A 24,199-nucleotide genomic window follows, 5' to 3' on the forward strand; every position below is an offset into this window, starting at 1 on the left:
ATCAGATGCGGGATTTAGCTCCCCTCTTCCGCCTGCGGGAGAGGGGCTGGGGGTGAGGGCCGGATGCTGCGGCCCCGTTACTTCTTCGCAGCAAACGTCCTGTCCAGGCTGCGCTCGAATTCGTGGTAACCAATCCGGTCGTACAGCTCCTCGCGGGTCTGCATCGTTTCCACCACATTACGCTGGTGGCCGTCACGGCGGATGGCTTCGTAGACGTTCTCGGCCGCCTTGTTGGCCGCGCGGAACGCCGACAGCGGGAACAGCTGGATCGCAACGCCCGAAGCAGCCAGCTCATCACGGCTGAACAGCGGCGTGGCCCCGAATTCAGTGATATTGGCCAGCAGCGGCACCTTCACCGCGTCGGCGAAGCGCTTGTAGGTTTCCAGGTCATAGGCAGCCTCGGCGAAGATGCCATCGGCGCCGGCCTCGACGCAGGCGATGGCACGCTCGATGGCCGCGTCCACGCCTTCCATCTGGATCGCGTCGGTACGGGCGATCAGGAAGAAATCCGGGTCGGTCTTGGCATCGGCCGCCGCCTTCACGCGGTCCACCATTTCACCCTGCGACACGATCTCCTTGCCCGGGCGGTGGCCGCAACGCTTGGCCCCCACCTGGTCCTCGATGTGGCAGGCCGCGGCACCGGCCTTGATCAGCGACTTCACCGTGCGCGCGATGTTGAACGCACTCGGGCCGAAGCCGGTGTCGATGTCCACCATCAGCGGCAGGTCGCACACATCGGTGATGCGGCGCACATCGATCAGCACGTCTTCCAGCGTATTGATGCCCAGGTCCGGCAGGCCCAGCGAACCGGCGGCGACGCCGCCACCGGACAAATAGATGGCGCGGTAGCCGGCGCGCTTGGCCAGCAGGGCGTGGTTGGCGTTGATCGCGCCGATCACCTGCAGCGGCGATTCGGCAGCCAGTGCGGCGCGGAAGGCGGCGCCGGCGGAAGAAAGACTCATGGCATGGCTCCTTGCGTGGCGGAGGCGACGATGCCATTCCGCTATGACAAACAATCTGTCACTATCGGACTCATTGATCAATCTTGATTCAATAAATCAACCTATTGAATGCGCATGACCGATAACGCCGAGAACGACCTGCTGTCCGCCAGCGATGTCTGCACCCTGCTCGGGATCAGCCCGGCCACGCTGTACGCCTATGTCAGCCGTGGCCAGCTCAGCTCGCGACCGGGCGCGGACCAGCGCAGCCGGGTGTACCTGCGCGCCGAGGTCGAGCGGCTGGCACAGCGCAAGCGAGCCGGCCGTGGCGCGGCGCGAGGGGCTGCGCAGAGCCTGGACCGTGGCCTGCCGGTACTGGAAACCGGCATCTCGCTGATCCAGCCGGATTCGCCCTATTACCGCGGCCGCTCGGCGGTCGCGGCGGCGCAGGACGGGGCGACCCTGGAAGACACCGCGCGGCTGCTGTGGGACTGCGAGGAACTGGACCCCTTCACGCCCCAGCCGCCACCGCATTGGCCGGAGCGGATTGCCCCGCTGGCGCTGGACGGATCACTTCCACCGCTGGAGCGGGCCATGGCCTGCCTGCCGCTGCTGGCATTGGGACAGCGCCAGTCGCTCAACGCCGCCGCACCGGTGCGACGCGAGGTAGCCGCCGCACTGTTGCGCCAGAACGCCGCGCTGCTGGTCGGCGTGCAACCGGATGCGCGCCCGGTGCATCGCCTGCTGGCCGACAGCTGGTGCGCCGGGGACGAGGGTTTTGCCGAGGTGGTACGCACCGCATTGGTGGTGTGTGCCGACCATGAGCTCAACGTGTCGGCCTTTGCTGCGCGCGTGGTGGCCTCCACCGGCGCGCACCTGCACGCCACCGTCTGCGCCGGCCTGGCCGCGATGTCCGGCCCGCGCCATGGCGGTGCCACCGCACGCGCGCATGCGCTGTTGCTGGATGCACAAGCCAGCGGCGCGGCGGCGGAGTTCATTGCCGGTCGCTGGCGGCGCGGCGACGACCTGCCCGGGTTCAACCATGTGCTGTACCCGCAGGGCGACCCGCGCGGTGCCGAAGTCCTGCGCGTGCTGCGTGGATTGCGCGGTGGCACGCCGGCGATGCAGCACATCGAGAGCGTGCTGGCGGCCACCGAGGAGCACAGTGGCCAGCACCCCAACATCGACGGCCTGCTGGCGGCGATCTGCTACGCCTATGGCCTGCCCGGCGCGCACGCGCTGGTGATGTTCGCCACCGCCCGGCTGGCCGGCTGGCTGGCGCACGCCCTGGAGCAGCAGGCGCTGGGCACGCTGATCCGGCCACGCGCGCGCTACACCGGCGTGGTCCCCGGCAAGCCCGCGTAGGCGCGGCCGGGGCTGCTCCTACCGACGACTCCAGGCCTGGATGATCGCCGCGATGGCCTGCACGCCATCGGTCAACGCTGCAGGGCCCGGCTGCAGGATCAGCGGCGACTTGATCTCGTGCAGCTGGCCATCACGCACGGCGTTGATCGCGGCCCAGCCCGGACGTGCGGCGACCCGCTCGGGGCGGAACTTCTTGCCGCACCACGAGCCGATGATGATGTCCGGGTTGCGCGCGATCACCGGATCACCGTTGGCCAGGATCCGCGCCTTGGCCAGCGGCTCGCGCGACAACTCGGGGAACACATCGTCGCCGCCGGCGATGGTCACCAGTTCGGCGCCCCACTGGATGCCGGTGATGATCGGCTCGTCCCATTCCTCCACGTACACGCGCGGCCGCTGCGGCAACCGCGCGGCCTGCGCGGCGATGTCATCCAGCCCGCGCTGCAGGCCGTCGGCATAGGCGTTGGCACGCGCGGCCACGCCCACCAGCCCGCCGAGCCGGCGGATGTAATCGAGGATGCCGGCCACGCTGCGGTGGTTGGCGATCCACACCTCCACGCCATGCCGGATCAATTCGGCGGCGATATCGGCCTGGATGTCGGAGAAACCGATCGCCAGGTCCGGCTTGAGCTTGAGGATCTCCCCCACCTTGGCGCTGGTGAAGGCACTGACCTTGGGCTTGTCGCGCCGTGCTTGCGGTGGCCGCACGGTGAAGCCGCTGATGCCGACGATGCGGTCCTGCTCGCCGAGTGCGTACAGGGTTTCGGTCGGCTCCTCGGTGAGGCAGACGATGCGACGCGGGCCAATCATGGGCTTGCGAACTCCGTGCTATCGACGAACACCGCCGGGGTGTTCCAGGGATGATGGGCGACAATGCCCTGTATCAGCAGGCGTTGCAGGCGCGCGGGATCGCGCGGGATGCAGAACTCCAGCCGCACGCTGGGCTCGCGCACCAGTTCGCCGGACCGGCCGGATGCGCTGGCCGTGCCGTCCAGCACGCGGAACTGTTCCCGGCCCGGCGCCGATTCCCACATGCCGGCCGCGTAGCCGCCGGCGGCCAGCGGGTCCACGGACAGGATGCCGGCCTTCAACGCCTCCAGGTGCGCGGGCGGCACGAACACGGTGATGCGGTAGACCGGATGCAGCTTCATCATTGCCCCGCCATCGTCAGCCACCGCAACTCAAGGGAACAGCATCCGCTTGCTCCACTGCCCGGCCGCATCGGCCTCGTAGCACCAGCGCTCATGCAGGCGGAAGTCGGCGCCGTACCAGAACTCGATGCGCTGCGGCACCACGCGGATGCCACTCCAGCCGTCCGGGCGCGGCACGTCCCGCCCTTCGAACTGGGCCTCGAACCGGGCCAGGCGTTGCTCGAACGCCTCGCGCGAGGCCAGCGGCTGCGACTGCACCGAGGCCCACGCGCCGATCTGGCTCATGCGCGGGCGCGAGGCGAAGTACGCATCGGCCTCGGCCGGCGCGACCAGCTGCGCGTCGCCTTCGATCCGCACCTGGATGCCGGCCTCGCGCAGGCTGCGCCACAGGAACAGCAACGCCAGCGCGCGGTTCTCGTGCAGCTCGCGGCCCTTGCGGCTGTCCAGGTGCGTGTAGAACACGAAGCCGCGCTCGTCGAAGGCCTTCAGCAGCACCGTGCGTGCCGAGGGACGGCCATTGATGTCGGCGGTGGCCACCGTCATCGCGGTGGCATCGATTTCGGCACCGGCTTTTGCCTCGTCAAACAATGCGGCGAAAGTCGTAAGTGCTTCGGCGTAAAGATCGGTCATGAGCGGCTTCGTACGGCAGGGGTTTGAGCTATTGTGGCGGCATGTCCCCCGTTCCGCACAGTTTTTCCCCACGACGCTTCGCGCAGGCGCTGGTCGAACAGGCGCTCGACGATGCATTGGCCAGTGGCGCGCGCACGCCGGTGCTGGCCATCAGTGGCGTGCAGGGCAGCGGCAAGTCCACCCTGGCCGCGCAGGTGGTCGAGCTGGCCCGCGCGCGTGGGCTGCAGGCCGCGGCATTGTCCATCGACGACACCTACCTCACCCGCGCCCAGCGCCAGCGCCTGGCCGACCGCATCCACCCGTTGCTGGCCACGCGCGGCCCGCCGGGCACGCATGACCTGCCGCTGGCGCTGTCCACCCTGGATGCGGCCAAGGCGGGCCGGGCTTTCGCCCTGCCCCGCTTCGACAAGCTGGCCGACGAACGGGTGCCCGAAGCGCAATGGCAGGTGCAGGACACGCCACTGGAGCTGCTGGTGTTCGAGGGCTGGTTCCTGGGCACGCCGGCCGAGCAGGATGCCGCACTGCAGACACCGTTGAACGCGCTCGAGCGCGAGGCCGATGGCGACGGTATCTGGCGCCGCTGGTGCAATCAGGCGCTGGCGAACGACTATCCCGCGCTATGGCAGCGCTTTGACCGGTTGTGGTTCCTGCAGCCGCCGGGCTTTTCGGTGGTCCCGCACTGGCGCTGGCAGCAGGAGCAGGCACTGCAGCAGGCCTCGCCGGGGCGCACCAGCATGAGCCGGGCGCAGGTGGAACGTTTCGTGCAGTTCTACGAGCGCATCAGCCGGCAGGCGCTGCGCACCCTGCCGGCGCTCGCCGACCGGGTCATCCCGCTGGATGCGCAACGCCGTCCGTTGTAGGGGGGCGGCTTACTGCACCAGGAAGGTCACCCGCAGGTTGACCCGCCATTCGGTGATGTTGCCTTGGCCGTCGGTGACCACCTTGGTTTCGTTGATCCACGCGCCCTGGATGCCCTTGACGGTCTCGGCCACCTTCTTCAACCCGGTGCGCACGGCGTCCTCGACGCTGGTCTTGGACGACGCGCTGACTTCGATGATCTTCGCCACACTCATGTCCGACTCCTTGGTTGCACCACGAACCATTCGTGGAGTCCGCGAGCTTGGCTGCTACCGTGTTAAGGCACTGACACGAGGTGCTAGCATCGCCCTACGATGAATCCCGCCCCCAATCTCATCCTGATCGGCCCCATGGGCGCCGGAAAAACCTGCATCGGCCGCCGCGTGGCCGAACGCTTCGGGCTGGCCTTCATCGATGCCGACCAGGCCATCGTCGATGACGTGGGCACCAGCATCCCGGCCATCTTCGAGAACCTCGGCGAGGCCGGCTTCCGTGCCCACGAGAAGCGGGTACTGAACGACCTGCTGCAGGGCAACGGCCAACTGGTGTCCACCGGCGGGGGCTCGGTGCTGGATGCCGACAACCGCCAGCGCATCCGCCAACGCGGCTTCGTGGTCTACCTGCGGGTCAGCGTGCAGTCGCAGCTGCAGCGCCTGCAGAAGGACAAGACCCGCCCGCTGCTGCAACGTCCCGACCGCGAACAGGTGCTGGCCGACATGGCCGCGTTGCGCGACCCGCTGTACCGCGACCTGGCCGACCTGATCATCGACACCGACCTCTACACCTCCGCCGAAGCCACCGCCCAACTGGTGGTACGGCTTGCCAGCCAATGGCAGATCTCGGAACCCACCGCATGACCGCTTCCCCCCGTACCGTCGCCGTTGGCGGCGAACTCCCGTACCAGATCCACATCGGCCCCGGCCTGCTGTCCGACGCCAGCCTGCTGGGCGCGGCCATCCGCGGACGCCACGTGTTGCTGGCCAGCGACGACACCGTGGCCCCGCTGTACCTGGCACGCGTCCGCGATGCCCTGCAGGCGGCCCGCCCCGAGCTGAAGATCGGCCAGTACTTGATCCCGGCCGGCGAGGCGTCCAAGACCCTGGACAACTTCGCCGGTGCGATCGCCGCGCTGGCGGCGCTGGGCGCCACCCGCGATGCCTGCGTGCTGGCACTGGGCGGTGGCGTGGTCGGCGACCTGGCCGGCTTCGCCGCGGCGTGCTGGATGCGGGGCGTGGACTGCGTGCAGCTGCCCACCACGCTGCTGGCGATGGTGGACTCCTCGGTCGGTGGCAAGACCGCCGTGGACATCCCGCAGGGCAAGAACCTGGTCGGCGCCTTCCACCCGCCGCGCGCGGTCATCGCCGACACCGCGGCCCTGCGCAGCCTGCCGGTGCGCGAGCTGCGCGCCGGGCTGGCCGAGGTAATCAAGTACGGCGCCATCCGTGACCCGCTGTTCTTCCAGTGGCTGCAGGCCGAACGTGCCGCGCTGCTGGCCGGCGACGATGCCGCGCTGGCCCAGGCCATCGCCCGCAGTTGCGAGCACAAGGCCGAGATCGTCGAACGCGACCCGCTGGAGAAGGGCGAGCGTGCGCTGCTCAACCTGGGCCACACCTTCGGCCACGCCATCGAGACGGCGCAGGGTTACGGCGCACCGGGCAATGACAACCTCAACCACGGCGAGGCCGTGGCGGTGGGCATGGTGCTGGCCGCGCGCCTGTCCGCCGCGCTGGGCATGGCCGATGCGGCCGACACCGACACCCTGCGCGAGCTGCTGCTGGCCTATGGCCTTCCGGTGCGGATCCCGGCCGGGCTGGAACCGGAGGGCCTGCTCGCGCACATGCGCCTGGACAAGAAGAACATCGCCGGGCGCCTGCGCCTGGTGTTGTGGCGTGGCATCGGCAAGGCCGAGGTCGTGGCCGACGTGGACGAGGCCGCGGTGCTGGCGGTGTTGCGCCAGGGCTGAGGCGCCCGCGCCTTCCCCGTCCCCTTGGCCTGCGGCCATGGGGACGGAGGACCAGCACACGCCGTGGCGATGCCGGGGCATGCCGCCGGAAAGCGGCCCAAATCCCGCGCAACGGCTACAATCGCCGCCATGCGCGTCCTACTGCAACAGCCGCCCAGCGGCAAAGAAGCCCCCCGTTACGTACAGCTCACCCTGGTGCCGGACCTGCTCGGCGGCTGGGAGCTGCTGCGCGAGAGCGGCCAGACCGGAGGCCGCGTGCAGCTTCGCCGCGAACTGTTCCTGCAGCACGACGAAGCCCGCGACGCCTTCGAGAAGGCACGCGACGCACAGATCAAGCGCGGCTTCCAGGTGATGTTCACCAGCGGCCTGCCACAACCCTGAGCGGACCCTGCAGGGCGCGATGCGCCCGCGCCGCCCACTGCCAAGGAGCTCCACCGTGACCAGCCCCCTCCGCAACGACCGCTTCCTGCGCGCCCTGCGCCGCGAACCGGTGGATTGCACCCCCGTCTGGCTGATGCGCCAGGCCGGCCGCTACCTGCCGGAGTACCGCGCCACCCGCGCCCGCGCCGGCAGCTTCCTGGGCATGGCCAAGAACCCCGAAGTCGCCTGCGAAGTCACCCTGCAGCCGCTGGAGCGCTTCGACCTGGACGCGGCCATCCTGTTCTCGGACATCCTCACCGTGCCCGACGCGATGGGCCTGGGCCTGTACTTCGCCGATGGCGAAGGCCCCAAGTTCAAGGACCCGGTGCGTGACGCCGCCGCCATCGCCAGGCTGGCGGTGCCGGACATGGAGACCGAGCTGGGCTACGTGATGGACGCGGTGCGCCTGATCCGCCGCGAGCTGGACGGCAAGGTGCCGTTGATCGGCTTCTCCGGCAGCCCGTGGACGCTGGCCTGCTACATGATCGAGGGCGGTGGCAGCAAGGACTACGCGCGCATCAAGGCGATGGCGCTGAACGAGCCCAAGGCCCTGCACCAGTTGCTGGGCGTGGTGACCGACGCGGTCATCGCCTATCTGTCGGCGCAGCGCGCGGCCGGCGCGCAGGCGCTGCAGGTGTTCGACACCTGGGGCGGCGTGCTCGGCCCGGCCATGTACCGTGAGTTCTCGCTGCGCTACCTCTCGCGCATCGCCGCCGAACTGCCGCGTGGCGAAGGCGCCGAGCGCACCCCGCTGATCCTGTTCGGCAAGGGCACCGGCCAGTACGTGGCCGAACTGGCCGCCACCGGCACCGACGGCGTCGGCGTGGACTGGACCATCAGCCTGGAGGACGCGGTGCGTGCGGCCGGCGGCAAGGTCGCGCTGCAGGGCAACCTGGACCCGGCCACCCTGTACGGCTCGCCCGAGGCGATCACCCGGGAAGTGGGCAAGGTGCTGGACAGCTACGCCGCCGGCAACGGCGGCTCGCGCGAAGGCCATGTGTTCAACCTCGGCCATGGCATGTCGCCGGACATGAATCCCGATCACGTCGCCGTGCTGGTGGATGCGGTACATCGCTTGAGCCGACGCTGACCCAGGGCGGCCGGCAACGCCGGCCCCCTTACCGTTTCAAGGAAGAACGCCATGTCACTGCCCCGCATCTCCCTGCTGTGCGCTCCGCTGCTGTGCGCACTGGCCGCCTGTTCGGCCGATGTCACGCCGGCACCGGCACCGGCTGCCACGCCGGCCGCCGCCGGCGCAGCGGTGCCGGCCACCGACGCGGCCAGCAGCACATTGAAGATCCAGCCCGAGGATTTCCCGAGCCTGGCCTCGAACGAAGCGCTGGCCCAACTGGCGATCTTCAGCACCGGGATGGGCGACTTCCCGCAACGCTGCGACCAGCTCCGGCTGGTCAAGCAGGACGAGCTGTCCCCACGCTGGTCGGCGGTGATCGCTAAGCTCTCGCTCACCTCGTGCACGCGCGAGGCCTACGACGACGGCAGCGGCTACCTGTCCTATGCGGCCAGCGCGACCTTCAAGCCGGGTGCGGTGACGCTGCTGGACCTGCCGGTGCTGCGCTACGACGAGGATGCCGGCGAGATGCACATCCTGCGCACCTACGTCATCGATGCCCCGCTGCAACAGCTGCTGCAGACCTTGCGCCCGCGGATCGAGAAAGACTGCGAGCCCACCCACAGGATCAATCCCAGCGCGGTGCCGACCTGCACCATGGAAGCGGATGACGGCACCTGGAGGCTGACCCTGGGCGAGCTCAACACCACCGCCACCCTGGCCGCCGACCCGGACAACCCGGCCCATTCGCTGTACAGCTACGGCGGCGGTGATTGAGGGCCAGGCGCGATCTGCGCGTGACCTGCACGCGCCAGGAGCGACAATGACGGCCTGCCCCCGCGAGCCGTCCTGATGTCCAACGCCGTTTCCAGCCCGCTGCCCGCCGGCAACGCCCACAAGCCGCTGCTGTGGCTGGTGTCGCTGGCCATCTTCATGCAGATGCTGGACTCGACCATCGTCAACACCGCATTGCCGGCGATGGCCCGCAGCCTGGGCGAAAGCCCGCTGCAGATGCAGTCGGTGGTGTTCAGCTACGCGCTGGCGGTGGCCACGTTCATCCCGGCCTCGGGTTGGATCGCCGACCGCTTCGGCACCCGCCGCACCTTCATGACGGCGATCATCCTGTTCACCCTGGGCTCGCTGGCCTGCGCGTTGTCACCCAGCCTGCAATGGCTGGTGGCCGCGCGCGTGCTGCAGGGCATCGGCGGGGCGATGCTGCTGCCGGTCGGGCGGCTGGCGGTGATGCGCACCGTACCGCGCGCACAATTCCTGTCGGCGATGAGCTTCATCGCCATCCCTGCGCTGATCGGCCCGCTGCTGGGCCCGACGCTGGGCGGCTGGATGGTGGAAGTGGCGTCGTGGCACTGGATCTTCCTGATCAACCTGCCGATCGGCCTGATCGGGCTGGTCGCCGCGCTGCGGATCATGCCCGACCATTACGGACAGCAGAAGCACCGCTTCGACCTGGCCGGCTACCTGATGCTGGCCTTCGGCATGGTCGCCTTGTCGTTGGCACTGGACGGCGTCTCCGGGCTGGGCTCGGCGCATGCACTGGTGATCCTGCTGGCGGTGATCGGCATCGCCACACTGGCCGGCTACTGGCTGCATGCGGCCAACAGCCGTGATGCCTTGTTCCCGCTGACGCTGTTCCATGTGACCAGCTTCCGCATCGGCATCCTCGGCAACCTGTTCTCACGGATCGGCAGCGGGGCGATGCCGCTGTTGATCCCGTTGCTGCTGCAGGTCGGCCTGGGCATGAGCCCGATGCGGGCGGGCATGATGATGATCCCGGTGGCGCTGGCCGGCATGGCTGCCAAGCGCGCGGCGGTGTCGCTGGTGCAGCGCTTCGGTTATCGCCGCATCCTGATGATCAACACTGTCTGCGTGGGCGTGGCGATGGCCGGCTTCGCGCTGATCGACGGGGGCCAGCCGGTGTGGGTGCAGCTGGTGCTGCTGACCGCCTTCGGCGCGGTGAACTCGATGCAGTTCACTGTGATGAACACCGTGACCCTGCGCGACCTGGACATGGAGCAGGCCAGCAGCGGCAACAGCCTGCTGTCGATGGTGATGATGCTGGCCACCGGCTTCGGCGCGGCCACCGCCGGCAGCCTGCTGGCCACCTTCGGCACGCACCTGGTGGGCCACGGGGCGACCGCCGCGCTGCACGCCACCTTCATCTGCGTCGGCGCGATCACGCTCAGCTCCACGCTGGTGTTCTGGCAGTTGCCGGAAAACCGCCCGCATCCCAAGGCGGTCGAGGAAGTCGCCGAGTAACCGCGCACGCGAGCGCGCCGCATGCAGTGGCGCGTCCCCAGGAGCAGCATGCATGGCCCCGCGCACGATCCCGGTCCCGGCTTGCCGGAGCTCAGCCGCGCGGGGCCAGCCCCTGCGCACGGCGCTGGTGTGCGTCCAGCACCCCGGCGATGGCTTCCAGCAGCATCTGCGCGGTCACCGGCTTGCGCAGGAAGTCATCGAAACCGGACTTGCGTGCCTGCGGCTCGGCTTCGGCGTCCGAACGCGCGGTCACCGCGATCAACGGCATCTCGTAACCCATCGTGCGCAGTTGCAAGGCCAACCCGAAGCCGTCGATGCCGGGCAGGTCCAGGTCCAGCAGGGCCACGTCGAAGCGCGCATTGGACACCTCGGCCAGCGCGGCCAGCCCATGCGCGGCATGCACCACGCCGTGCCCATGCACTTCGAGCAGGCCACGGATCACCGCGGCGATGGTGGGATCGTCCTCCACCAGCAGGACATGCAACGGCGGCAGTGACTTCCACGACGACACGCCGACGCCGTCGGCCGCCGTCTCCGGCACCACCTCCCACGCCAGTGGCAGGCGCACGCTGAAGCAGCTGCCGGTCCCGGGCGTGCTTTCCACCTCGATGGTGCCGCCCATGGCCACCGCCAGTTCGTGGCAGATCGCAAGGCCCAGGCCGCTGCCACCATAACGGGCAGCGGTACGCGCGCCGTCGGCCTGCTCGAAGCGGCGGAACAGGCGCTTGCGCTGCTCCGGATTGATGCCCGGCCCGGTATCGCAGACATCGAAGCAGATGCCGCTGCCACCCTCGCCCATCTCCACCCGCAGGCGCACCTGCCCATCGCTGGTGAACTTGATCGCATTGCCCAGCAGGTTCAGCAGGATCTGGCGCAGGCGCAGCACGTCACCGGTCACCCGCGTGCGCGCACTGGCCTCGCTGTGCAGCGAGAACGCCAGCCCACGCCGCTGCGCCAGCGGCTCCATCAGCCCGCGCACGTCGTCCAGCAGTTGCTGCAGGTCCAGCGGCTGGACCTGCAGTTCCAGCCGCCCGGCCTCGATGCGCGCCAGGTCCAGCGCGTCGTTGACCAGCCGCAACAGGTGCTCGCCGGCACGGCGGATCGACTGCGTGTAGCCGCGTTGCCGGTCGTCCAGCTCCGAGGCCAGCAGCAGTTCGCTCATGCCCAGCACGCCGGTCATCGGCGTGCGCACCTCGTGGCCAAGCGTGGCCAGGAAGCGGGTCTTGGCCAGCGAGGCCTGTTCGGCCAGTTCCTGCTTGTGCTTGGCCAGTTGCCATTCGTGGCGCCGCGCCAGCCGGCGCCGGTACAACCAGGCGCCCAGCAACAGCAGCGCGACGCCCAGCACGATCAGGCCGGCCAGGCCACCGGTGCTGCGCCACCACGGCGGCTGCACGTGGAAGGACAGCGTCTGCACCGTCGACCAGACGTTGTCCGAGGTCGCCGCCTGCACCTGCAGCCGATAGCTGCCCGGCGGCAAGCGCGGGAACACCCGGTCGCCCGATGCGCCCACTTCCACCCAATCCGGGTCATAACCTTCCAGCCGGAAACGGTACAGGTTGATCGCCGAATCGGCGAAGGACAGCAGCCGCGCCGACACCCGCAGGTCGCGGTCGCCGGGCAGGATCTGCAGCGGGGTCTGGTGGGTCAGATCCTGTTCCTGCTCGGCGCGACGCACGCTCACCCGCTCGATGACCAGCGGCGATTGGCGCGCCGACAGGCGCACGCGTTGCGGGTCGAACAACACCACGCCATCCGGCGTGCCGCCGGCGATCTGTCCACCGCGCGCCTGCACCAGCGTGCGGCGCCGGAACTCCTGGCTCGGCAGGCCATCGTGCACGCCATACATGCGCACCGAGCGGCTGGCCGGGTCGATGCGGATCAGGCCACGTGCGCTGGTCGCCCACGCCACGCCCTGCGGATCGACCACCAACCCGTGCGCGCCGAGCATCGGGTAGCCCTGCGCCGGGCCGACCGAATCGAGCAGGGTCATGCGCCGGCCATCCCACAGGTAACGGTCCATCCGCCCCAGGCCGGCGAGCCAGGCCACGCCGCTGTCGGTCAGGTTGAAGCTGGAAATGCGGTCGGTGGGGGCGCCGGGCACCTGCACGAACTGCTGCTGCGCCGTCTGCCAGGTCAACAGGCCGGCACCGGTGGCCAGCCACAGGTCGTCGCCGGGGCCACAGTACATGTCCTCCACGATCGCCGGCGGCAACCCGTGCGTGCCCGGCTGCATCTGCAGCAGCACGTGGCCGTCCCCGTCGCGCTGCTGGATGCCGCCGTCCTCGGAATACACCCAGATCCGCCCGCCCGCGCACTGCCGCACGATGTCCGCATCACCGGTCATCGCCGCATCCGACGCATCGCCGGCCTGCCAGCGGCGCACCTCGTGGCTGGCCGGGGTATAGCGGATCAGTTCGTCCAGGCTGCCGATCCAGACCCGGCCCTTGTTGTCTTCGGTCAACGACTGCGGCCAGTTCATGCCGCTGATCTTTTCCAGGTGCTGCTCAACCTCGCCGGTGGCCGGATCCAGGCGGTCCAGCGCGCCGCGCGTGCCCACCACCCAGATGCCGCCGGAAGCCGACGGTGCCAATGCCAGCGGGTTGGGGTTGCGCAGCGAGGCCGGGTCGTCCAGGTGCCGCGACAGCACCGAGAACTGGCGCCAACTCGGCGGCAGGTGCCAGAGCCCGGCATTGGTGCTGGCGAACCACAGGCCGCCTTCGCGGTCCTCGTAGGCGCTGGACCAGTTCGGCCGCACCATGCCGCGCTCCTGCATGCTGTACAGGCCCACGTTGTGCACGCGGCCGGCGCGGAAACGCCCCAGCCCGGCCAGCGTGTCGAGCCAGTAATCGCCGTCGCTGGAGTACTGCAGCATGTTGAGCACGTCGCCGGCCTGCATGCCGGGCCAGACCGAACGCTGGAACCGCCCGTCGGCGGTGCGCACCACCAGCCCGAGGTTGGTGGCGATCCAGAGCCGGCCCTCGCGGTCCACCTTCAGGCCATTGATGCGCTCGGACGGCAGTACCGACTCCCCCACCTGCTCGAAGTCATGCCCGGTCCAGCGCGCCAGCCCGCCCTTGGTGCCGACCCACAGGGTGCCGTCCGGCGTCACCGCCATGTAGGTCACCGCCGCCGGCAGGCTGTTGGGGTCACCGTCGATCGGCATGAAGCGGGTGATGTGCCCGTCCGGATCGAGCCGGTGCAGGCCGCCGGTCGCGGTACCGAACCAGGTGCTGCCGTCGGCGGTGGTGACGATCGACCAGATCGTGTTGCTGCCGATCTCCGGGTGGGTGCGCCGGTTGTAGAAGGTGAAGCTGCGGCGGTCCGCCGACAGCATCACCAGCCCGGCATTCTGCGTGCCGATCCACAGGCGGTTGGCGGGATCGACGTGCAGGCTCCAGACCTGGTTGTCCTGCAGGCCCTCCTCGGCCCGCCACACGCGGTAGCTGCGCCCGTCGTAGCGCGCCAGGCCATCGCGGCTGGCCAGCCACAGGTAACCGGTGCGATCCTCGGCGAAGGCATTGATGGTGCTCGACGGCAGCCCGTCGGCCACGGTGAGCTGGCGCGGCTGCGGCGTGGCCGGCACCTCGGCATTGGCCGGCGCCAGCAGGCACACGGACAGCGCCAGCAGCACGGCGCGTACGCACCCTTTCATTCCCGTCATTCCTCGTGCATCGGCAACCCGGCCAGGGCCGGTCCCCCACCACGTTGGGCGCGTGAGCGTAACAACACCTGCGTGATGGTGGTCGCCAGCAGCTGGCCGGTGACCGGCTTGCGCAGGAACCCTTCCATCCCCGCCGCCGCCGCCAACTGCTCGGCCTGGCCATCCGAACGCGCGGTGACCGCGATCAACGGGAACAGGTGCCCGGACGCACGCAACTGCCGGGCCAGCGCCATGCCATCGAGCGCGGGCAGGTCCAGGTCGAACAGGCCGATGTCGAACGCCTGCTCGGCCACTTCGCCCAGCGCGGCGAGGCCGTGCGGCGCATGCACCACGGTATGCCCGCGCGCGCGCAGCAGGCCGGCGATGACCTGGGCGACGGTCGGGTCGTCCTCCACCAGCAGGATCCGCAGCGGCTCGCTGCCGGCCGCAGCCTCCGCGTCGCCCTCCTGCGGGGCCTGCACGCCCTGCACCCAGTGCAGCGGCAGCTCCACCTGGAAGCTGGCCCCTTCGCCCAGGCGGCTGCTGACACGGATGTTGCCCCCCATCGCCGCCGCCAGCTCCTGGCAGATCGCCAGCCCCAGGCCACTGCCGCCGTAGCGCGAGGCGGTGCGCCAGCCATCGGCCTGCTCGAAGCGCTGGAACAGGCGCGCCTGCTGCTCGTCGTTGATGCCCGGCCCGGTGTCGCTGACGGTCAGGCGCAGGCCGGTGTTGTCCGGCAGCAATGCCACCTCCAGCCGCACCTTGCCCTGTTCGGTGAACTTGATGGCGTTGCTCAGCAGGTTCATCACGATCTGGCGCAGGCGCATGGCATCGCCGGTCACCTCGACCGTGCCGTCGAAGCCCGGCGCGTACTCGAACGCCAGGCCGCGCCGCTCGGCCATCGGCGCCATCAGCGCCACCACTTCCTCCAGCACCTTGCTGAAATTGAACGGCTGGTTGTCCAGCTCGAGCTTGCCCGACTCGACGCGGGCCAGGTCCAACGCGTCGTTGAGCAGCCGCAGCAGGTGCGAACCGGCCTGCTGGATGGCACCGGCATAGCGCCGCTGGCGGGGATCCAGGTCGGTGTCCAGCAGCAGCTCGCTCATGCCCAGCACGCCGGTCATCGGCGTGCGCACCTCATGGCCCAGCGTGGCCAGGAAGCGGGTCTTGGCCAGGGAGGCCTGTTCGGCCAGCTCCTGCTTGTGCAGGGCCAGTTGCCATGCACTACGCCGGCGCACGCGGCGGCGGTAGGCCAGCAGCGCCGCGCTGACCAGCAGGGCCAGCACCGCCACCCAGGCGGCGATCGCCGTACCGCTGAGCCACCAGGGCGAGGCCACTTCCACCGTCAAGGCCTGCACCGGCGTCCAGCCGCTGTCGCCGGCTGCGCCCTGCACCTCCAGGCGATAGTGCCCGGGCGGCAGCCGCGACAGCACCCGCTCGCCTTCGGCGCTGACCTCCACCCAGTTCTGGTCGTAGCCCTCCACGCGGAAGCGGAAGCGGTGGCTGGCCAGGTCGGCGAAGGACATCAGCCGTGCCTGCACGCGCAGGTCACGGTCGCCGGCCCCCAGGTGGATCACCTCCCCGCTGAGCGCCTGTTCGCTGACCGCGTCATCGCGGCGCACATGCACCGAACCGATCACCAGCTTGGAGGCCGGCAGCGGCTGCGCCACCTGGTCCGGGTTGAATACCACCAGTCCACTGGCCTGCACCGCCAGCGCTGCGTCGCAACCGCCCATCGCCGGGGGGCGTGGCGAGAACTCCGCGTCCGGCAGGCCATCGGCACCGCCGAGCAGGCGCACGCGCTGCGCCCCCGGCTGCCACAGCAGCAGGCCGCGCGGGGTGGTGGCCCACAGCTGTCCGGAGCACCCCAGTACCAGCCCGCCCATCATCACCGCCGGCACGCCCTCCGCATTGCCCAGCCGCTGCTGCAGCACGAGGCGGTCGCCTTCGCGGCGGTAGTGCTCCAGCGCGCCGTCGCGCGCCAGCCAGACCGTTCCGTCCGGGACGAAGGCGATGTCATACACGCCCCCCCGCGACACGCCCTGCAACGTGATGAAGCGGGTGCTGTCGAAGTACAGCACGCCGGCCGCGCCGGTCAGCCACACCGTGCCGTTGCGGTCGATCAGCAACTGCTCGACCAGCTTGTCGGGCAGGCCCGGCGACGCGCCGGCCGGATAGGTGGCCAACAGCTCACCGTTCGCGGCGCGGTGCTGCAGGCCGTATCCGATGATCGACAACCACACGCTGCCGTCGGCGGCGCGGCGCATCAGGTCGGCACGGAACTGCGGATCGCTGCCGACGCCCAGGTCCACGACCCGACGCCCCTGGCCTTCGGGCCGGAACAGCACCAGGCTGCCGGCCCGCCCCGCCCAGACCTGTCCATCGGCGCCACGCAGCACCGACCAGATCCCGCCGACGCCCAACCGCGCCTCGTCGGCCAGCTGCTGCAGCTGCCCGCTGCCATCGAGCCGGTAGACCCCGTGTGCGCCACCGACCAGGAAGCCATCGCCATCGGCCGCACCGCTGCGCATGTACAGGCTTTCCAGCGGTTTGCCGTCCAGCCGCGAGACAGTGGAAAAGCGCTTCCAGTCCGGTCGCAGGTAGGCCAGGCCCTGGGTCAGCAGGGCCGTCCAGACACCGCCTTCGTGATCCTGCAGCAGGTCCAGCACGCCACTGTGCTCGGTCAGGAAGTCGCTGCCGCGCCCGCCGGCCAGCAGCGTCAGCTGCTTGCCATCACCGCGGTACAGGCCGTTGGAGGCTCCCATCCAGTACCCGCCGTCGCGGTCGTGCAGCAGCACCGCCGCCCGCGACTGCTGGGCCTGCGGCCACGGAGCGGGGAACACCAGTCCATTGTCCAGCACGCGGAACAGCCCGCTCTCGGTGCCGGCCCAGAACCCGCCGTCACGGTCGGCGCTCATGCGGATGATGGTCTTGCCGGCCAGCAGCGGCGCGACGATGCGGGTGAACTGCTCGCTGCCCGGCGCGCGGCGGGCCAGGCCATCGGCAGTGCCGATCCATAACGCGCCGTCCTTGCCGAGCAGCAGCGAATAGATGGTGTCGTCGGGCAGGCTGTGCGGGTCACCGGGAACATGCCGGTACTGGGTCACGCGGCCATCGGCATGCAGCCGGCAGATGCCGGTGCCGGAGCTGCCCACCCACATCTCGCCCTCCACCGAGGCCAGTGCCCAGACCTGTTCGGTGCAGCGTTCCTCGACGGCCTGGAAACGCTGGAACGCCTTGCGCTGGGCATCGAGCATGATCAGCCCGGCGCCGTTGGCACCCAGCCAGACCCGATCCTGCGGGTCGATCAGCAGGGTCTCCAGCACGTTGCCGGGCAGCGAATCCGGATCGTCGGGGTCCTGGCGCCAGACCCGCAGCTGGTGGCCATCGTAGCGGGCCAGGCCATCATCGGTGGCCGCCCAGACGTATCCCTGGCGGTCCTGCGCCAGGGCCAGCACCATCCGCGATGGCAGGCCTTCGGCGACCCCCAGCCGGCGCATGTTCGGCGTCTCGGCCAGTACCGCGGCCATCGCCGGCGCGACGGCCAGCCACAGCAGCAGTGCCAGCCCGGTAATTCCCAGGAACCGCTTCATCACACGTCCGTTGCTCCTCGCCTGTCCATTTGCGCCCCTGCAACGGCCACTCCCCGCCGTCCCAGCCCCGCGCAAGGCTGCGACTTTAGCGTCCATGCGGAGGCGGAGCAAAAAAGTTCCCCTCCCGTCACCGCCGGAACCACAGACAGCTGTAACAAACCGTTGCAGCGTGTACGCACAAACCTCCGCCCAACTGTGCCTAGAATCATGCCCATTCCGAAACCGGGGAGCCGGGACCTTGTTGCGACCCATCCTGATGCTGGCACTGGGGCTGCTGCCGCTGGCGGCCGCTGCGGCACCCGAGCCGTACCGGCTGGACCCGGTGCATACGCGGGTGCTGTTCGCGATCGAGCACGCCGGGTTCTCACAGGCGCTGGGCACGGTCTCGGGCAGCGAGGGCATGCTGCACTTCGACCCGCAGGACTGGAGCAGCGCCCGGCTGGACGTCACCGTGCCACTCACCCGGGTCGACCTGGGGGATGCGAAATGGAACCAGGCCACGCTGGCGCGCAACCTGCTCGACGGCGAGCGCTTCCCGCGGGCGCGCTTCGTCTCCGACCGCGTGGAGGCCGTTGACGCCACCCATGCGCGCGTCCATGGCCAGCTCACCCTGCACGGCGTCACCCGCGCGGTGGTGCTGGAGGTCACCCTCAATGCGGTGAAGCGTCACCCGCTGCCGCCATTCCGCCGCACCGCCGGGTTCTCCGCCACCACCGCGCTGAGCCGCGCCGACTTCGGCATCAACGCATGGAAGTCGGTCATCGGCGACCGCGTGGAGCTGCGCATCGAGGCCGAAGCGGTGCGTGACGACAACGCCTCCGCGCCCGCGCCGGACACCGACACCCCTGCCGACGCGCAGGACACTTCCCTCCAGGACACGGCCGATGCCGCGCTGGAACACGCCACACAGACGGAACCACGCCATGACCACTAAGAACACCGCCCAGCAATGGGGAAGCGTCAGCAAATCCCTGCACTGGCTGATCGCCCTGCTGATCCTGGCGCTGGGCATCGTCGGCCTGGTCATGGGCGAGTTTCCCAAGACCCCGAAGTACTTCTGGATCTACACGATGCACAAGTCGATCGGCATCACCGTGCTGGTGCTGGTCGTCGCACGCCTGGGCTGGCGCCTGTACGCCGGCGCGCCCGAACCGGTGCCGGGCACGCCGGGCTGGCAGGAGCGCGTGGCCAGCCTCACCCACTGGCTGCTGTACGTGATGATGTTCGCCATCCCGCTGTCGGGCTGGCTGTACGACTCGGCCAGCGGCCTGCGCCCGTTCAAGCTGTTCGGGCTGGTCGAGATGCCCAAGCTGGTCGCGCCGAGCGAATCGGCCGCGCAGGTCTCGCACCTGATCCATGAATGGGGCTTCTGGGCCTTGATCCTGTTGGTGCTGGGCCATGCCGGCGCCGCCGTTTTCCATCACGTTCACCAGCGTGACGCCACCCTCACCCGCATGCTGCCGCAAGGCTGGCTCAGCACCCCGCAAAAGGAATCCGCATGAACATCAAACTCACCTCCCCGGCCGCCGTCGCCGCCGCCCTGGCCGGCATGCTGGCCGTCGCCCCGGCCATGGCCGCCGACTACGTGCAGGCACCGGGGACCGGCTCGATCCTGGTATTCGCCACCAAGTACGACGGCGAAGTCTTCACCGGCACCTTCCCGGGCTTCCAGACCCAGGTCAGCTTCGATCCGGCCAACCCGGCCGCCGGCAAGCTCGATGTCAGCATCCCGCTGGCCGGCGCCCGCAGCGGCAACACCGACCGCGACTCCACCCTGCAGGGGGCGGACTTCTTCAACGTGGCCCAGTTCGCCCAGGCCCGTTACACCGCCAACGGCTTCCGTGCCCTGGGCAACAACCAGTTCGCCGCCGATGGCACGCTGGAACTGCGGGGCGTCAGCAAGCCGGTCACGCTGACCTTCACCTGGGCGCCGGGCGCGCAGCCGGTGCTGACCGGCAAGGCCACCGTCAAGCGCCTGGACTTCGGCGTGGGCGGCGGCGACTGGACCGATACCAAGACCATCCCCAACGAAACGGCGATCAGCACCATCGTCAAGCTCAACGCCAGGTAAGCCACGACCCTGCGCGGCGCCGGTGCAGCGGAGTGTGGCTCCGCGCCACCGGCCATCGCGCCGCTGTTGTCCGTGCCGAGCCACGCCCGGCACGGGCCCATCGCCCCGGCTCCGCGCTACTGCTTCAGCCAACGCTGCACGCTGGCCGCGTCGAACGGCCATTCCAGTTCGCGCCCGGCGCCATCGCGCAGCACCGGCACACGCGTCCCGTAGCGCGCCTCCAGCGGCGCGTCGTCATCGATGAACACGCTTTCGAACGCCGGTGCGCGTGCCTGCGCCAGCACCGCCAGCGCCTGGTCGCACAGATGACAATCATCGCGCTGGAACAACACCAATCCGCTCATGCCGCTGCCCTGTGGTTGGAATGCTGCGCTGCAGGCATGGCCCGCCGCCGCCAGCACGTAGAATAGCGGCCCTCTCCACGCAGTACGCAGAAGCACGCATGTCCGTCAGCACGTTCGACCTGTTCAAGATCGGCATCGGCCCGAGTTCGTCACACACCGTGGGCCCGATGCGCGCGGCCGAGCGCTTCGTGCACCGCTGGCTGCTCGACCAGGGCCGCCTGCAGGACACCGTGCGCATCCGCGCCGAGGTGTTCGGCTCGCTGGCGTTGACCGGCAAGGGGCACGGCACCGACAAGGCGGTGCTGCTCGGCCTGGAAGGCCACCGTCCCAACCTGATCGACCCGGACATCATCCCGGCCGCGTTGGAGCGCATCCGCACCACCAAGCGCATCCACCTGATGGGCCAGCACGAAATCGCCTTCGACGAGAAGCGCGACCTGCCCATGAACAAGCGCCAGAAACTGCCATACCACACCAACGGCATGCGCTTCACCGCCTACGACGCCGACGACCAGATCATCGCCACCCGCGATTACTACTCCGTCGGCGGTGGCTTCGTGGTCAACGAGGACGATGCCGCCGACGACCGCATCGTCCCCGACCAGACGCCCATCCCCTACCCGTTCAAGAGCGGCGACGAGCTGCTGGCGCAGGCCGCGCGCAGCGGCCTGAGCATCGCGCAGATGATGTTCGAGAACGAGAAGTGCTGGCGCAGCGAGGACGAGATCCGCGCCGGCCTGCGCGAGATCTGGGACGCCATGCAGTCCTGCGTGACGCGCGGCATCCGCTCCGAGGGCACCCTGCCCGGCGGCCTGCACGTCAGCCGCCGCGCGCCCACGCTGTACCGCGAGCTGTCCGCGCGCCCGGAAGCAGCCATGCGCGACCCGCTGACCACGCTGGACTGGGTCAACCTGTACGCGCTGGCGGTCAACGAGGAAAACGCGGCCGGTGGCCGCGTGGTCACCGCGCCCACCAACGGCGCGGCCGGCATCATCCCCTCGGTGCTGCATTACTACGACCGCTTCTGCCCCGGCAGCACCGAGCAGGGCGTGTTCGACTTCCTGCTCACCGCCGCGGCGATCGGCATCCTCTACAAGGAGAACGCCTCCATCTCCGGCGCCGAGGTCGGTTGCCAGGGCGAAGTGGGCGTGGCCTGCTCGATGGCGGCCGGCGGGCTGATGGCCGCTCTGGGCGGCAACCCGGGCCAGATCGAGAATGCCGCCGAGATCGGCATGGAGCACAACCTCGGCCTGACCTGCGACCCGATCGGCGGGCTGGTGCAGATCCCCTGCATCGAGCGCAACGCGATGGGCGCGGTCAAGGCGATCAATGCCAGCCGCATGGCCATGCGTGGCGACGGCAAGCACAAGGTGTCGCTGGACAAGGTCATCAAGACCATGCGCGACACCGGCCGCGACATGCAGGACAAGTACAAGGAAACCAGCCGCGGCGGCCTGGCCGTCAACGTCATCGAGTGCTGACCGGCCACCGGGCCGGCACGCGCGGTACCCCGCGGCGTCATCGCCGCCTCCGGCGACCGGCCTGCCGCGGTCGCCGGCCGGGTCGCTTACAAAAGCCCCGGTGACTGCAGTAGGCTGGCGCGACGGTCAACGATCACGCCCCCACTTGAACGACAGAACCACGCCCACGCCCGACCTTCCGGAGCCACCGCTGAAGGTCGCGATCACGGAGGACGACGCGCTGCTGCGTGATCGCATCCTGCTTCCCGGCCTGCGCGACCATGGGTTCAACGTCCAGGGATATGGCGATGCCACGGAACTGTATCGGGGCCTGCTGGCCGAGGCCTTCGATGTGGTCATCCTGGACATCGCCCTGCCGGGCGAGGACGGCCTGAGCATCGCCTCGCACCTGCGCCGCATCCAGCCCGGGCTGGGCATCGTCATGCTGACCGGCACCGAGAGCCGCGAGAACCACCTGCGCGCCCTGCGCGACGGGGCGGACATCTATCTGGCCAAGCCCGTGGACGTCGAGATCATCGCCGTCACCCTGCACAGCCTGTCGCGCCGCCTGCCACGCACGGCAACCGGCACGGTGCCAACGGAACCGCCCGGCATGTGGCGGCTGCTCTCCGATGGCTGGTGCCTGGAAACGCCCGCCGGCAGGATCATCGCCCTGACCACCCCGGAGCGTTCACTGCTGGCCCTGCTGGCCCGCCATCGCGGCCAGACCGTGGAGCGGGAGCGGCTCATCGACGCATTGACCGATGACGCTTCGGACTTCGACCCGCATCGCCTGGAAGCCCTGGTGCACCGCGTCCGCCGCAAGGCCGCCGCCGCCGCGCCCGATGCCCCGCCATTGCCATTGCTCTCGGTCCGCGGAAAGGGCTACGTGCTCGCCGGCTGAGCGGTCTCCCCATCCATGGCCAGCGGCAGCAGGATCCGCACCGTCGTGCCCTGCGCCGGCGGGCCAACGAGGTCGATCTTTCCGCCTGCCTCCAGCAGCATGTCGCGCACCACGGACAAGCCCAGGCCAGTCCCTATCCCGCTCGGCTTGGTGGTGAAGAAGGGTTCGAAGGCCTGCGTGCGCACGTCTTCCGGCATGCCCTTGCCGTCATCGGTCAGGTCCAGGCATACCCAGGCCCCGTCCAGCCGGCCTGCTTGGATGCGGAACGTGCCGGTATCGGTGATGGCATCCCTCGCGTTGGCGGCGATGTTGATGATCACCAGCCCGAAGCGATCGATGTCCATCCGCACCGGCAACGCGCCATCGGCGCACTCCAGCTGCAGGCGGACCCGCGCCCCGAACAGCTGCTTCAGCATCGGCATCAGTTCGCGCAGTGACGCCGCCGCGTCGAATACCTCCGGCCGTGCGACTTCCTGCCGACTGAAGCTCAACAGCTTCCGGCTGATGGTCAACGCCCGCCTGGCGGCCAGGTCCACGTCGCCCAGCGCCTCATAGAGTGCCGGCGCTCCCCTGTCGGCCAGCCGTTCCCGCTGCGCGGCATAACTCAGGATGATGCCCAGCACGTTGTTGAAGTCGTGGGCCACGCCACTGGCCAGGCGGCCCACCGCCTCCATCTTCTGCGCGTGGACGAGCTGGTCGCGCGTGCGTTCGCGCTCGCGGACTTCTTCCTGGAGCCGTTCGTAGGCCAGCGCCAGCGCCTGCCCGCGGGCGTTGGATTCCTCCAGGCTGTTGCGCAGCGCGGCCACGGTGCGGTCCAGCGCGATGGCGATGAGCAGCCAGATACCGGCCAGCGACACGGCCTTGCCCAGCCCCGCGACCGGCATCGCCCCGCCGCCGAGCGCCGCACGCATGAAGTCCGCGACCAGGGTCGCCGCGACGATCCCCAGCAACGTGGCCAGCGTGATCCACAGCGTCCGCCGCCCCAGGATCAGGCCTGCCAGCGCCAGCAGGATCATCGGCATGGGGTCGAACCTCAGCCCGACCATGCCGGTGGTGATGTAGATGATCGCCATCGACAGCATCACCACGCCGAGGAACACGTGTACCCCTTGGCGGAAACGGCCACGCCGGATCAGCCACACGCCTGTCCATGCGGCGGAGGTCATCAACACGTCCGTGGTCAGGTCGGCGGCCAGCGCCGTCCAGCCGGGCAGGTCCCCCGACCAGCGACCGCTCAGCACGGCGTACAGGAACAGCGACTTGTTGAGTGGGATGAACACCCCGAGGAACAGCAGGAGCACCTGCACGAAGGGGGCATTGCGACGATCAACCGGATCGTGGACAGGGATGTTCGACAACCAGCGCCGGACCCGACCGAGGAAAAAATCGTACTTGATGGGAGTCTCCTGGCATCCATCGGCCTAGCGCGGCGCCGGTCATCGCCGCGCGCGCCCCAGGCGCCGAAACAGAACAGACACAAAGGCCATTCCTCACCGTTTATCACCCCCGCGGTGAC

The 24,199-nt window shown here is 69.5% G+C and carries 22 protein-coding genes; 13 read left to right on the top strand and 9 right to left on the bottom strand.

Going from position 1 to position 24,199, the window contains the following annotated elements; all coding sequences use genetic code 11:
- Window positions 1-77 precede the first annotated feature (77 nt).
- Window positions 78-962 (bottom strand): methylisocitrate lyase, encoded by an 885-nt coding sequence (prpB, locus tag AC06FE_RS03580; RefSeq protein ID WP_192287371.1) that lies wholly within the window; start codon window positions 960-962, stop codon window positions 78-80.
- A 114-nt stretch (window positions 963-1,076) separates the two neighbouring features.
- On the opposite strand from prpB, the gene AC06FE_RS03585 reads away from it, so the two are divergent.
- Window positions 1,077-2,306 carry a citrate synthase family protein gene (locus AC06FE_RS03585; RefSeq protein WP_132865243.1) on the top strand — a complete coding sequence of 410 codons (1,230 nt, stop codon included), beginning with the start codon at window positions 1,077-1,079 and terminating at the stop codon, window positions 2,304-2,306.
- An 18-nt stretch (window positions 2,307-2,324) separates the two neighbouring features.
- On the opposite strand, the gene AC06FE_RS03590 is transcribed toward AC06FE_RS03585, so the two are convergent.
- The 3 genes from AC06FE_RS03590 to pdxH are packed head-to-tail and all read right to left on the bottom strand — an operon-like array spanning window position 2,325 to window position 4,087.
- Window positions 2,325-3,113, bottom strand: a complete 789-nt coding sequence (locus tag AC06FE_RS03590; RefSeq protein ID WP_478072364.1) for a cobalamin-binding protein — start codon at window positions 3,111-3,113, stop codon at window positions 2,325-2,327.
- On the bottom strand, window positions 3,113-3,460 hold the full coding sequence (locus AC06FE_RS03595; protein ID WP_478072239.1) for a YqfO family protein: 348 nt from the start codon (window positions 3,458-3,460) through the stop codon (window positions 3,113-3,115). The genes AC06FE_RS03590 and AC06FE_RS03595 overlap by 1 nt, the downstream gene beginning before the upstream one ends.
- A 27-nt stretch (window positions 3,461-3,487) precedes the next feature.
- Window positions 3,488-4,087 carry a pyridoxamine 5'-phosphate oxidase gene (gene pdxH, locus AC06FE_RS03600; RefSeq protein ID WP_132865244.1) on the bottom strand — a complete coding sequence of 200 codons (600 nt, stop codon included), beginning with the start codon at window positions 4,085-4,087 and terminating at the stop codon, window positions 3,488-3,490.
- Window positions 4,088-4,128: 41 nt separating this feature from the next.
- On the opposite strand from pdxH, the gene AC06FE_RS03605 reads away from it, so the two are divergent.
- Window positions 4,129-4,947: a kinase gene (locus AC06FE_RS03605; RefSeq protein ID WP_478072240.1), complete on the top strand. Its 819-nt coding sequence runs from the start codon at window positions 4,129-4,131 to the stop codon at window positions 4,945-4,947.
- 9 nt (window positions 4,948-4,956) lie between these two features.
- Here the strand turns inward: AC06FE_RS03605 and AC06FE_RS03610 are convergent, their stop codons facing one another.
- On the bottom strand, window positions 4,957-5,160 hold the full coding sequence (locus AC06FE_RS03610; RefSeq protein WP_132865246.1) for a dodecin family protein: 204 nt from the start codon (window positions 5,158-5,160) through the stop codon (window positions 4,957-4,959).
- Between the two features lie 99 nt (window positions 5,161-5,259).
- On the opposite strand from AC06FE_RS03610, the gene AC06FE_RS03615 reads away from it, so the two are divergent.
- From AC06FE_RS03615 to mdtD, 6 genes are all read left to right on the top strand, one after another.
- The gene (locus AC06FE_RS03615) at window positions 5,260-5,802 is read left to right on the top strand and encodes a shikimate kinase (RefSeq protein WP_132865247.1); all 543 of its coding nucleotides are present in this window, start codon (window positions 5,260-5,262) and stop codon (window positions 5,800-5,802) included.
- On the top strand, window positions 5,799-6,908 hold the full coding sequence (gene aroB, locus AC06FE_RS03620; protein ID WP_478072241.1) for a 3-dehydroquinate synthase: 1,110 nt from the start codon (window positions 5,799-5,801) through the stop codon (window positions 6,906-6,908). The genes AC06FE_RS03615 and aroB overlap by 4 nt, the downstream gene beginning before the upstream one ends.
- A 129-nt stretch (window positions 6,909-7,037) precedes the next feature.
- Window positions 7,038-7,289 (top strand): WGR domain-containing protein, encoded by a 252-nt coding sequence (locus AC06FE_RS03625; RefSeq protein WP_132865249.1) that lies wholly within the window; start codon window positions 7,038-7,040, stop codon window positions 7,287-7,289.
- A 19-nt stretch (window positions 7,290-7,308) separates the two neighbouring features.
- Entirely contained in the window at window positions 7,309-8,418 is a 1,110-nt protein-coding gene (gene hemE / locus AC06FE_RS03630; protein WP_478072242.1) for a uroporphyrinogen decarboxylase, read from the top strand.
- A gap of 51 nt (window positions 8,419-8,469) precedes the next feature.
- Window positions 8,470-9,174 carry a hypothetical protein gene (locus tag AC06FE_RS03635; protein ID WP_478072243.1) on the top strand — a complete coding sequence of 235 codons (705 nt, stop codon included), beginning with the start codon at window positions 8,470-8,472 and terminating at the stop codon, window positions 9,172-9,174.
- Window positions 9,175-9,249: 75 nt separating this feature from the next.
- On the top strand, window positions 9,250-10,671 hold the full coding sequence (gene mdtD / locus AC06FE_RS03640; RefSeq protein WP_478072244.1) for a multidrug transporter subunit MdtD: 1,422 nt from the start codon (window positions 9,250-9,252) through the stop codon (window positions 10,669-10,671).
- Between the two features lie 91 nt (window positions 10,672-10,762).
- Here mdtD and AC06FE_RS03645 read toward each other — a convergent pair whose 3' ends face one another.
- Both AC06FE_RS03645 and AC06FE_RS03650 read right to left on the bottom strand, forming a co-directional pair.
- The gene (locus tag AC06FE_RS03645; protein ID WP_478072245.1) at window positions 10,763-14,323 is read right to left on the bottom strand and encodes a sensor histidine kinase; all 3,561 of its coding nucleotides are present in this window, start codon (window positions 14,321-14,323) and stop codon (window positions 10,763-10,765) included.
- Between the two features lie 5 nt (window positions 14,324-14,328).
- On the bottom strand, window positions 14,329-17,904 hold the full coding sequence (locus AC06FE_RS03650) for a hybrid sensor histidine kinase/response regulator (protein ID WP_478072246.1): 3,576 nt from the start codon (window positions 17,902-17,904) through the stop codon (window positions 14,329-14,331).
- Between the two features lie 256 nt (window positions 17,905-18,160).
- Between AC06FE_RS03650 and AC06FE_RS03655 the strand changes: the two genes are divergently transcribed.
- The 3 genes from AC06FE_RS03655 to AC06FE_RS03665 are packed head-to-tail and all read left to right on the top strand — an operon-like array spanning window position 18,161 to window position 19,975.
- On the top strand, window positions 18,161-18,838 hold the full coding sequence (locus tag AC06FE_RS03655) for a YceI family protein (RefSeq protein WP_313251851.1): 678 nt from the start codon (window positions 18,161-18,163) through the stop codon (window positions 18,836-18,838).
- Window positions 18,828-19,406 carry a cytochrome b gene (locus tag AC06FE_RS03660; RefSeq protein WP_132865255.1) on the top strand — a complete coding sequence of 193 codons (579 nt, stop codon included), beginning with the start codon at window positions 18,828-18,830 and terminating at the stop codon, window positions 19,404-19,406. The genes AC06FE_RS03655 and AC06FE_RS03660 overlap by 11 nt, the downstream gene beginning before the upstream one ends.
- Window positions 19,403-19,975: a YceI family protein gene (locus AC06FE_RS03665; protein ID WP_313251698.1), complete on the top strand. Its 573-nt coding sequence runs from the start codon at window positions 19,403-19,405 to the stop codon at window positions 19,973-19,975. The genes AC06FE_RS03660 and AC06FE_RS03665 overlap by 4 nt, the downstream gene beginning before the upstream one ends.
- A 116-nt stretch (window positions 19,976-20,091) precedes the next feature.
- Here the strand turns inward: AC06FE_RS03665 and AC06FE_RS03670 are convergent, their stop codons facing one another.
- Window positions 20,092-20,319: a glutaredoxin family protein gene (locus AC06FE_RS03670; protein ID WP_132865257.1), complete on the bottom strand. Its 228-nt coding sequence runs from the start codon at window positions 20,317-20,319 to the stop codon at window positions 20,092-20,094.
- Window positions 20,320-20,417: 98 nt separating this feature from the next.
- On the opposite strand from AC06FE_RS03670, the gene AC06FE_RS03675 reads away from it, so the two are divergent.
- Window positions 20,418-21,800, top strand: coding sequence for an L-serine ammonia-lyase (locus tag AC06FE_RS03675; RefSeq protein ID WP_192287383.1), 1,383 nt, complete (start codon window positions 20,418-20,420; stop codon window positions 21,798-21,800).
- 145 nt (window positions 21,801-21,945) lie between these two features.
- Window positions 21,946-22,683 (top strand): response regulator transcription factor, encoded by a 738-nt coding sequence (locus AC06FE_RS03680; protein ID WP_478072247.1) that lies wholly within the window; start codon window positions 21,946-21,948, stop codon window positions 22,681-22,683.
- On the opposite strand, the gene AC06FE_RS03685 is transcribed toward AC06FE_RS03680, so the two are convergent.
- Entirely contained in the window at window positions 22,665-24,041 is a 1,377-nt protein-coding gene (locus AC06FE_RS03685; protein ID WP_478072248.1) for a sensor histidine kinase, read from the bottom strand. The two genes, AC06FE_RS03680 and AC06FE_RS03685, sit on opposite strands and share 19 nt — an antisense overlap.
- Window positions 24,042-24,199: the final 158 nt, after the last annotated feature.

It is taken from the genome of Stenotrophomonas sp. Steno-C18 (assembly GCF_056393195.1).

Excerpts from the sequence above, each read along its gene's own strand:
- prpB (WP_192287371.1), bottom strand. The coding sequence starts at position 962 with ATGAGTCTTTCTTCCGCCGGCGCCGCCTTCCGCGCCGCACTGGCTGCC.
- AC06FE_RS03605 (WP_478072240.1), top strand. The coding sequence starts at position 4,129 with ATGTCCCCCGTTCCGCACAGTTTTTCCCCACGACGCTTCGCGCAGGCG.
- AC06FE_RS03595 (WP_478072239.1), bottom strand. The coding sequence starts at position 3,460 with ATGATGAAGCTGCATCCGGTCTACCGCATCACCGTGTTCGTGCCGCCC.
- hemE (WP_478072242.1), top strand. The coding sequence starts at position 7,309 with ATGCGCCCGCGCCGCCCACTGCCAAGGAGCTCCACCGTGACCAGCCCC.
- AC06FE_RS03670 (WP_132865257.1), bottom strand. The coding sequence starts at position 20,319 with ATGAGCGGATTGGTGTTGTTCCAGCGCGATGATTGTCATCTGTGCGAC.
- AC06FE_RS03635 (WP_478072243.1), top strand. The coding sequence starts at position 8,470 with ATGTCACTGCCCCGCATCTCCCTGCTGTGCGCTCCGCTGCTGTGCGCA.
- AC06FE_RS03645 (WP_478072245.1), bottom strand. The coding sequence starts at position 14,323 with ATGAAAGGGTGCGTACGCGCCGTGCTGCTGGCGCTGTCCGTGTGCCTG.
- AC06FE_RS03660 (WP_132865255.1), top strand. The coding sequence starts at position 18,828 with ATGACCACTAAGAACACCGCCCAGCAATGGGGAAGCGTCAGCAAATCC.
- aroB (WP_478072241.1), top strand. The coding sequence starts at position 5,799 with ATGACCGCTTCCCCCCGTACCGTCGCCGTTGGCGGCGAACTCCCGTAC.
- mdtD (WP_478072244.1), top strand. The coding sequence starts at position 9,250 with ATGTCCAACGCCGTTTCCAGCCCGCTGCCCGCCGGCAACGCCCACAAG.
- AC06FE_RS03610 (WP_132865246.1), bottom strand. The coding sequence starts at position 5,160 with ATGAGTGTGGCGAAGATCATCGAAGTCAGCGCGTCGTCCAAGACCAGC.
- AC06FE_RS03625 (WP_132865249.1), top strand. The coding sequence starts at position 7,038 with ATGCGCGTCCTACTGCAACAGCCGCCCAGCGGCAAAGAAGCCCCCCGT.
- AC06FE_RS03650 (WP_478072246.1), bottom strand. The coding sequence starts at position 17,904 with ATGAAGCGGTTCCTGGGAATTACCGGGCTGGCACTGCTGCTGTGGCTG.
- AC06FE_RS03665 (WP_313251698.1), top strand. The coding sequence starts at position 19,403 with ATGAACATCAAACTCACCTCCCCGGCCGCCGTCGCCGCCGCCCTGGCC.
- AC06FE_RS03585 (WP_132865243.1), top strand. The coding sequence starts at position 1,077 with ATGACCGATAACGCCGAGAACGACCTGCTGTCCGCCAGCGATGTCTGC.
- AC06FE_RS03615 (WP_132865247.1), top strand. The coding sequence starts at position 5,260 with ATGAATCCCGCCCCCAATCTCATCCTGATCGGCCCCATGGGCGCCGGA.
- pdxH (WP_132865244.1), bottom strand. The coding sequence starts at position 4,087 with ATGACCGATCTTTACGCCGAAGCACTTACGACTTTCGCCGCATTGTTT.
- AC06FE_RS03655 (WP_313251851.1), top strand. The coding sequence starts at position 18,161 with ATGCTGGCACTGGGGCTGCTGCCGCTGGCGGCCGCTGCGGCACCCGAG.
- AC06FE_RS03675 (WP_192287383.1), top strand. The coding sequence starts at position 20,418 with ATGTCCGTCAGCACGTTCGACCTGTTCAAGATCGGCATCGGCCCGAGT.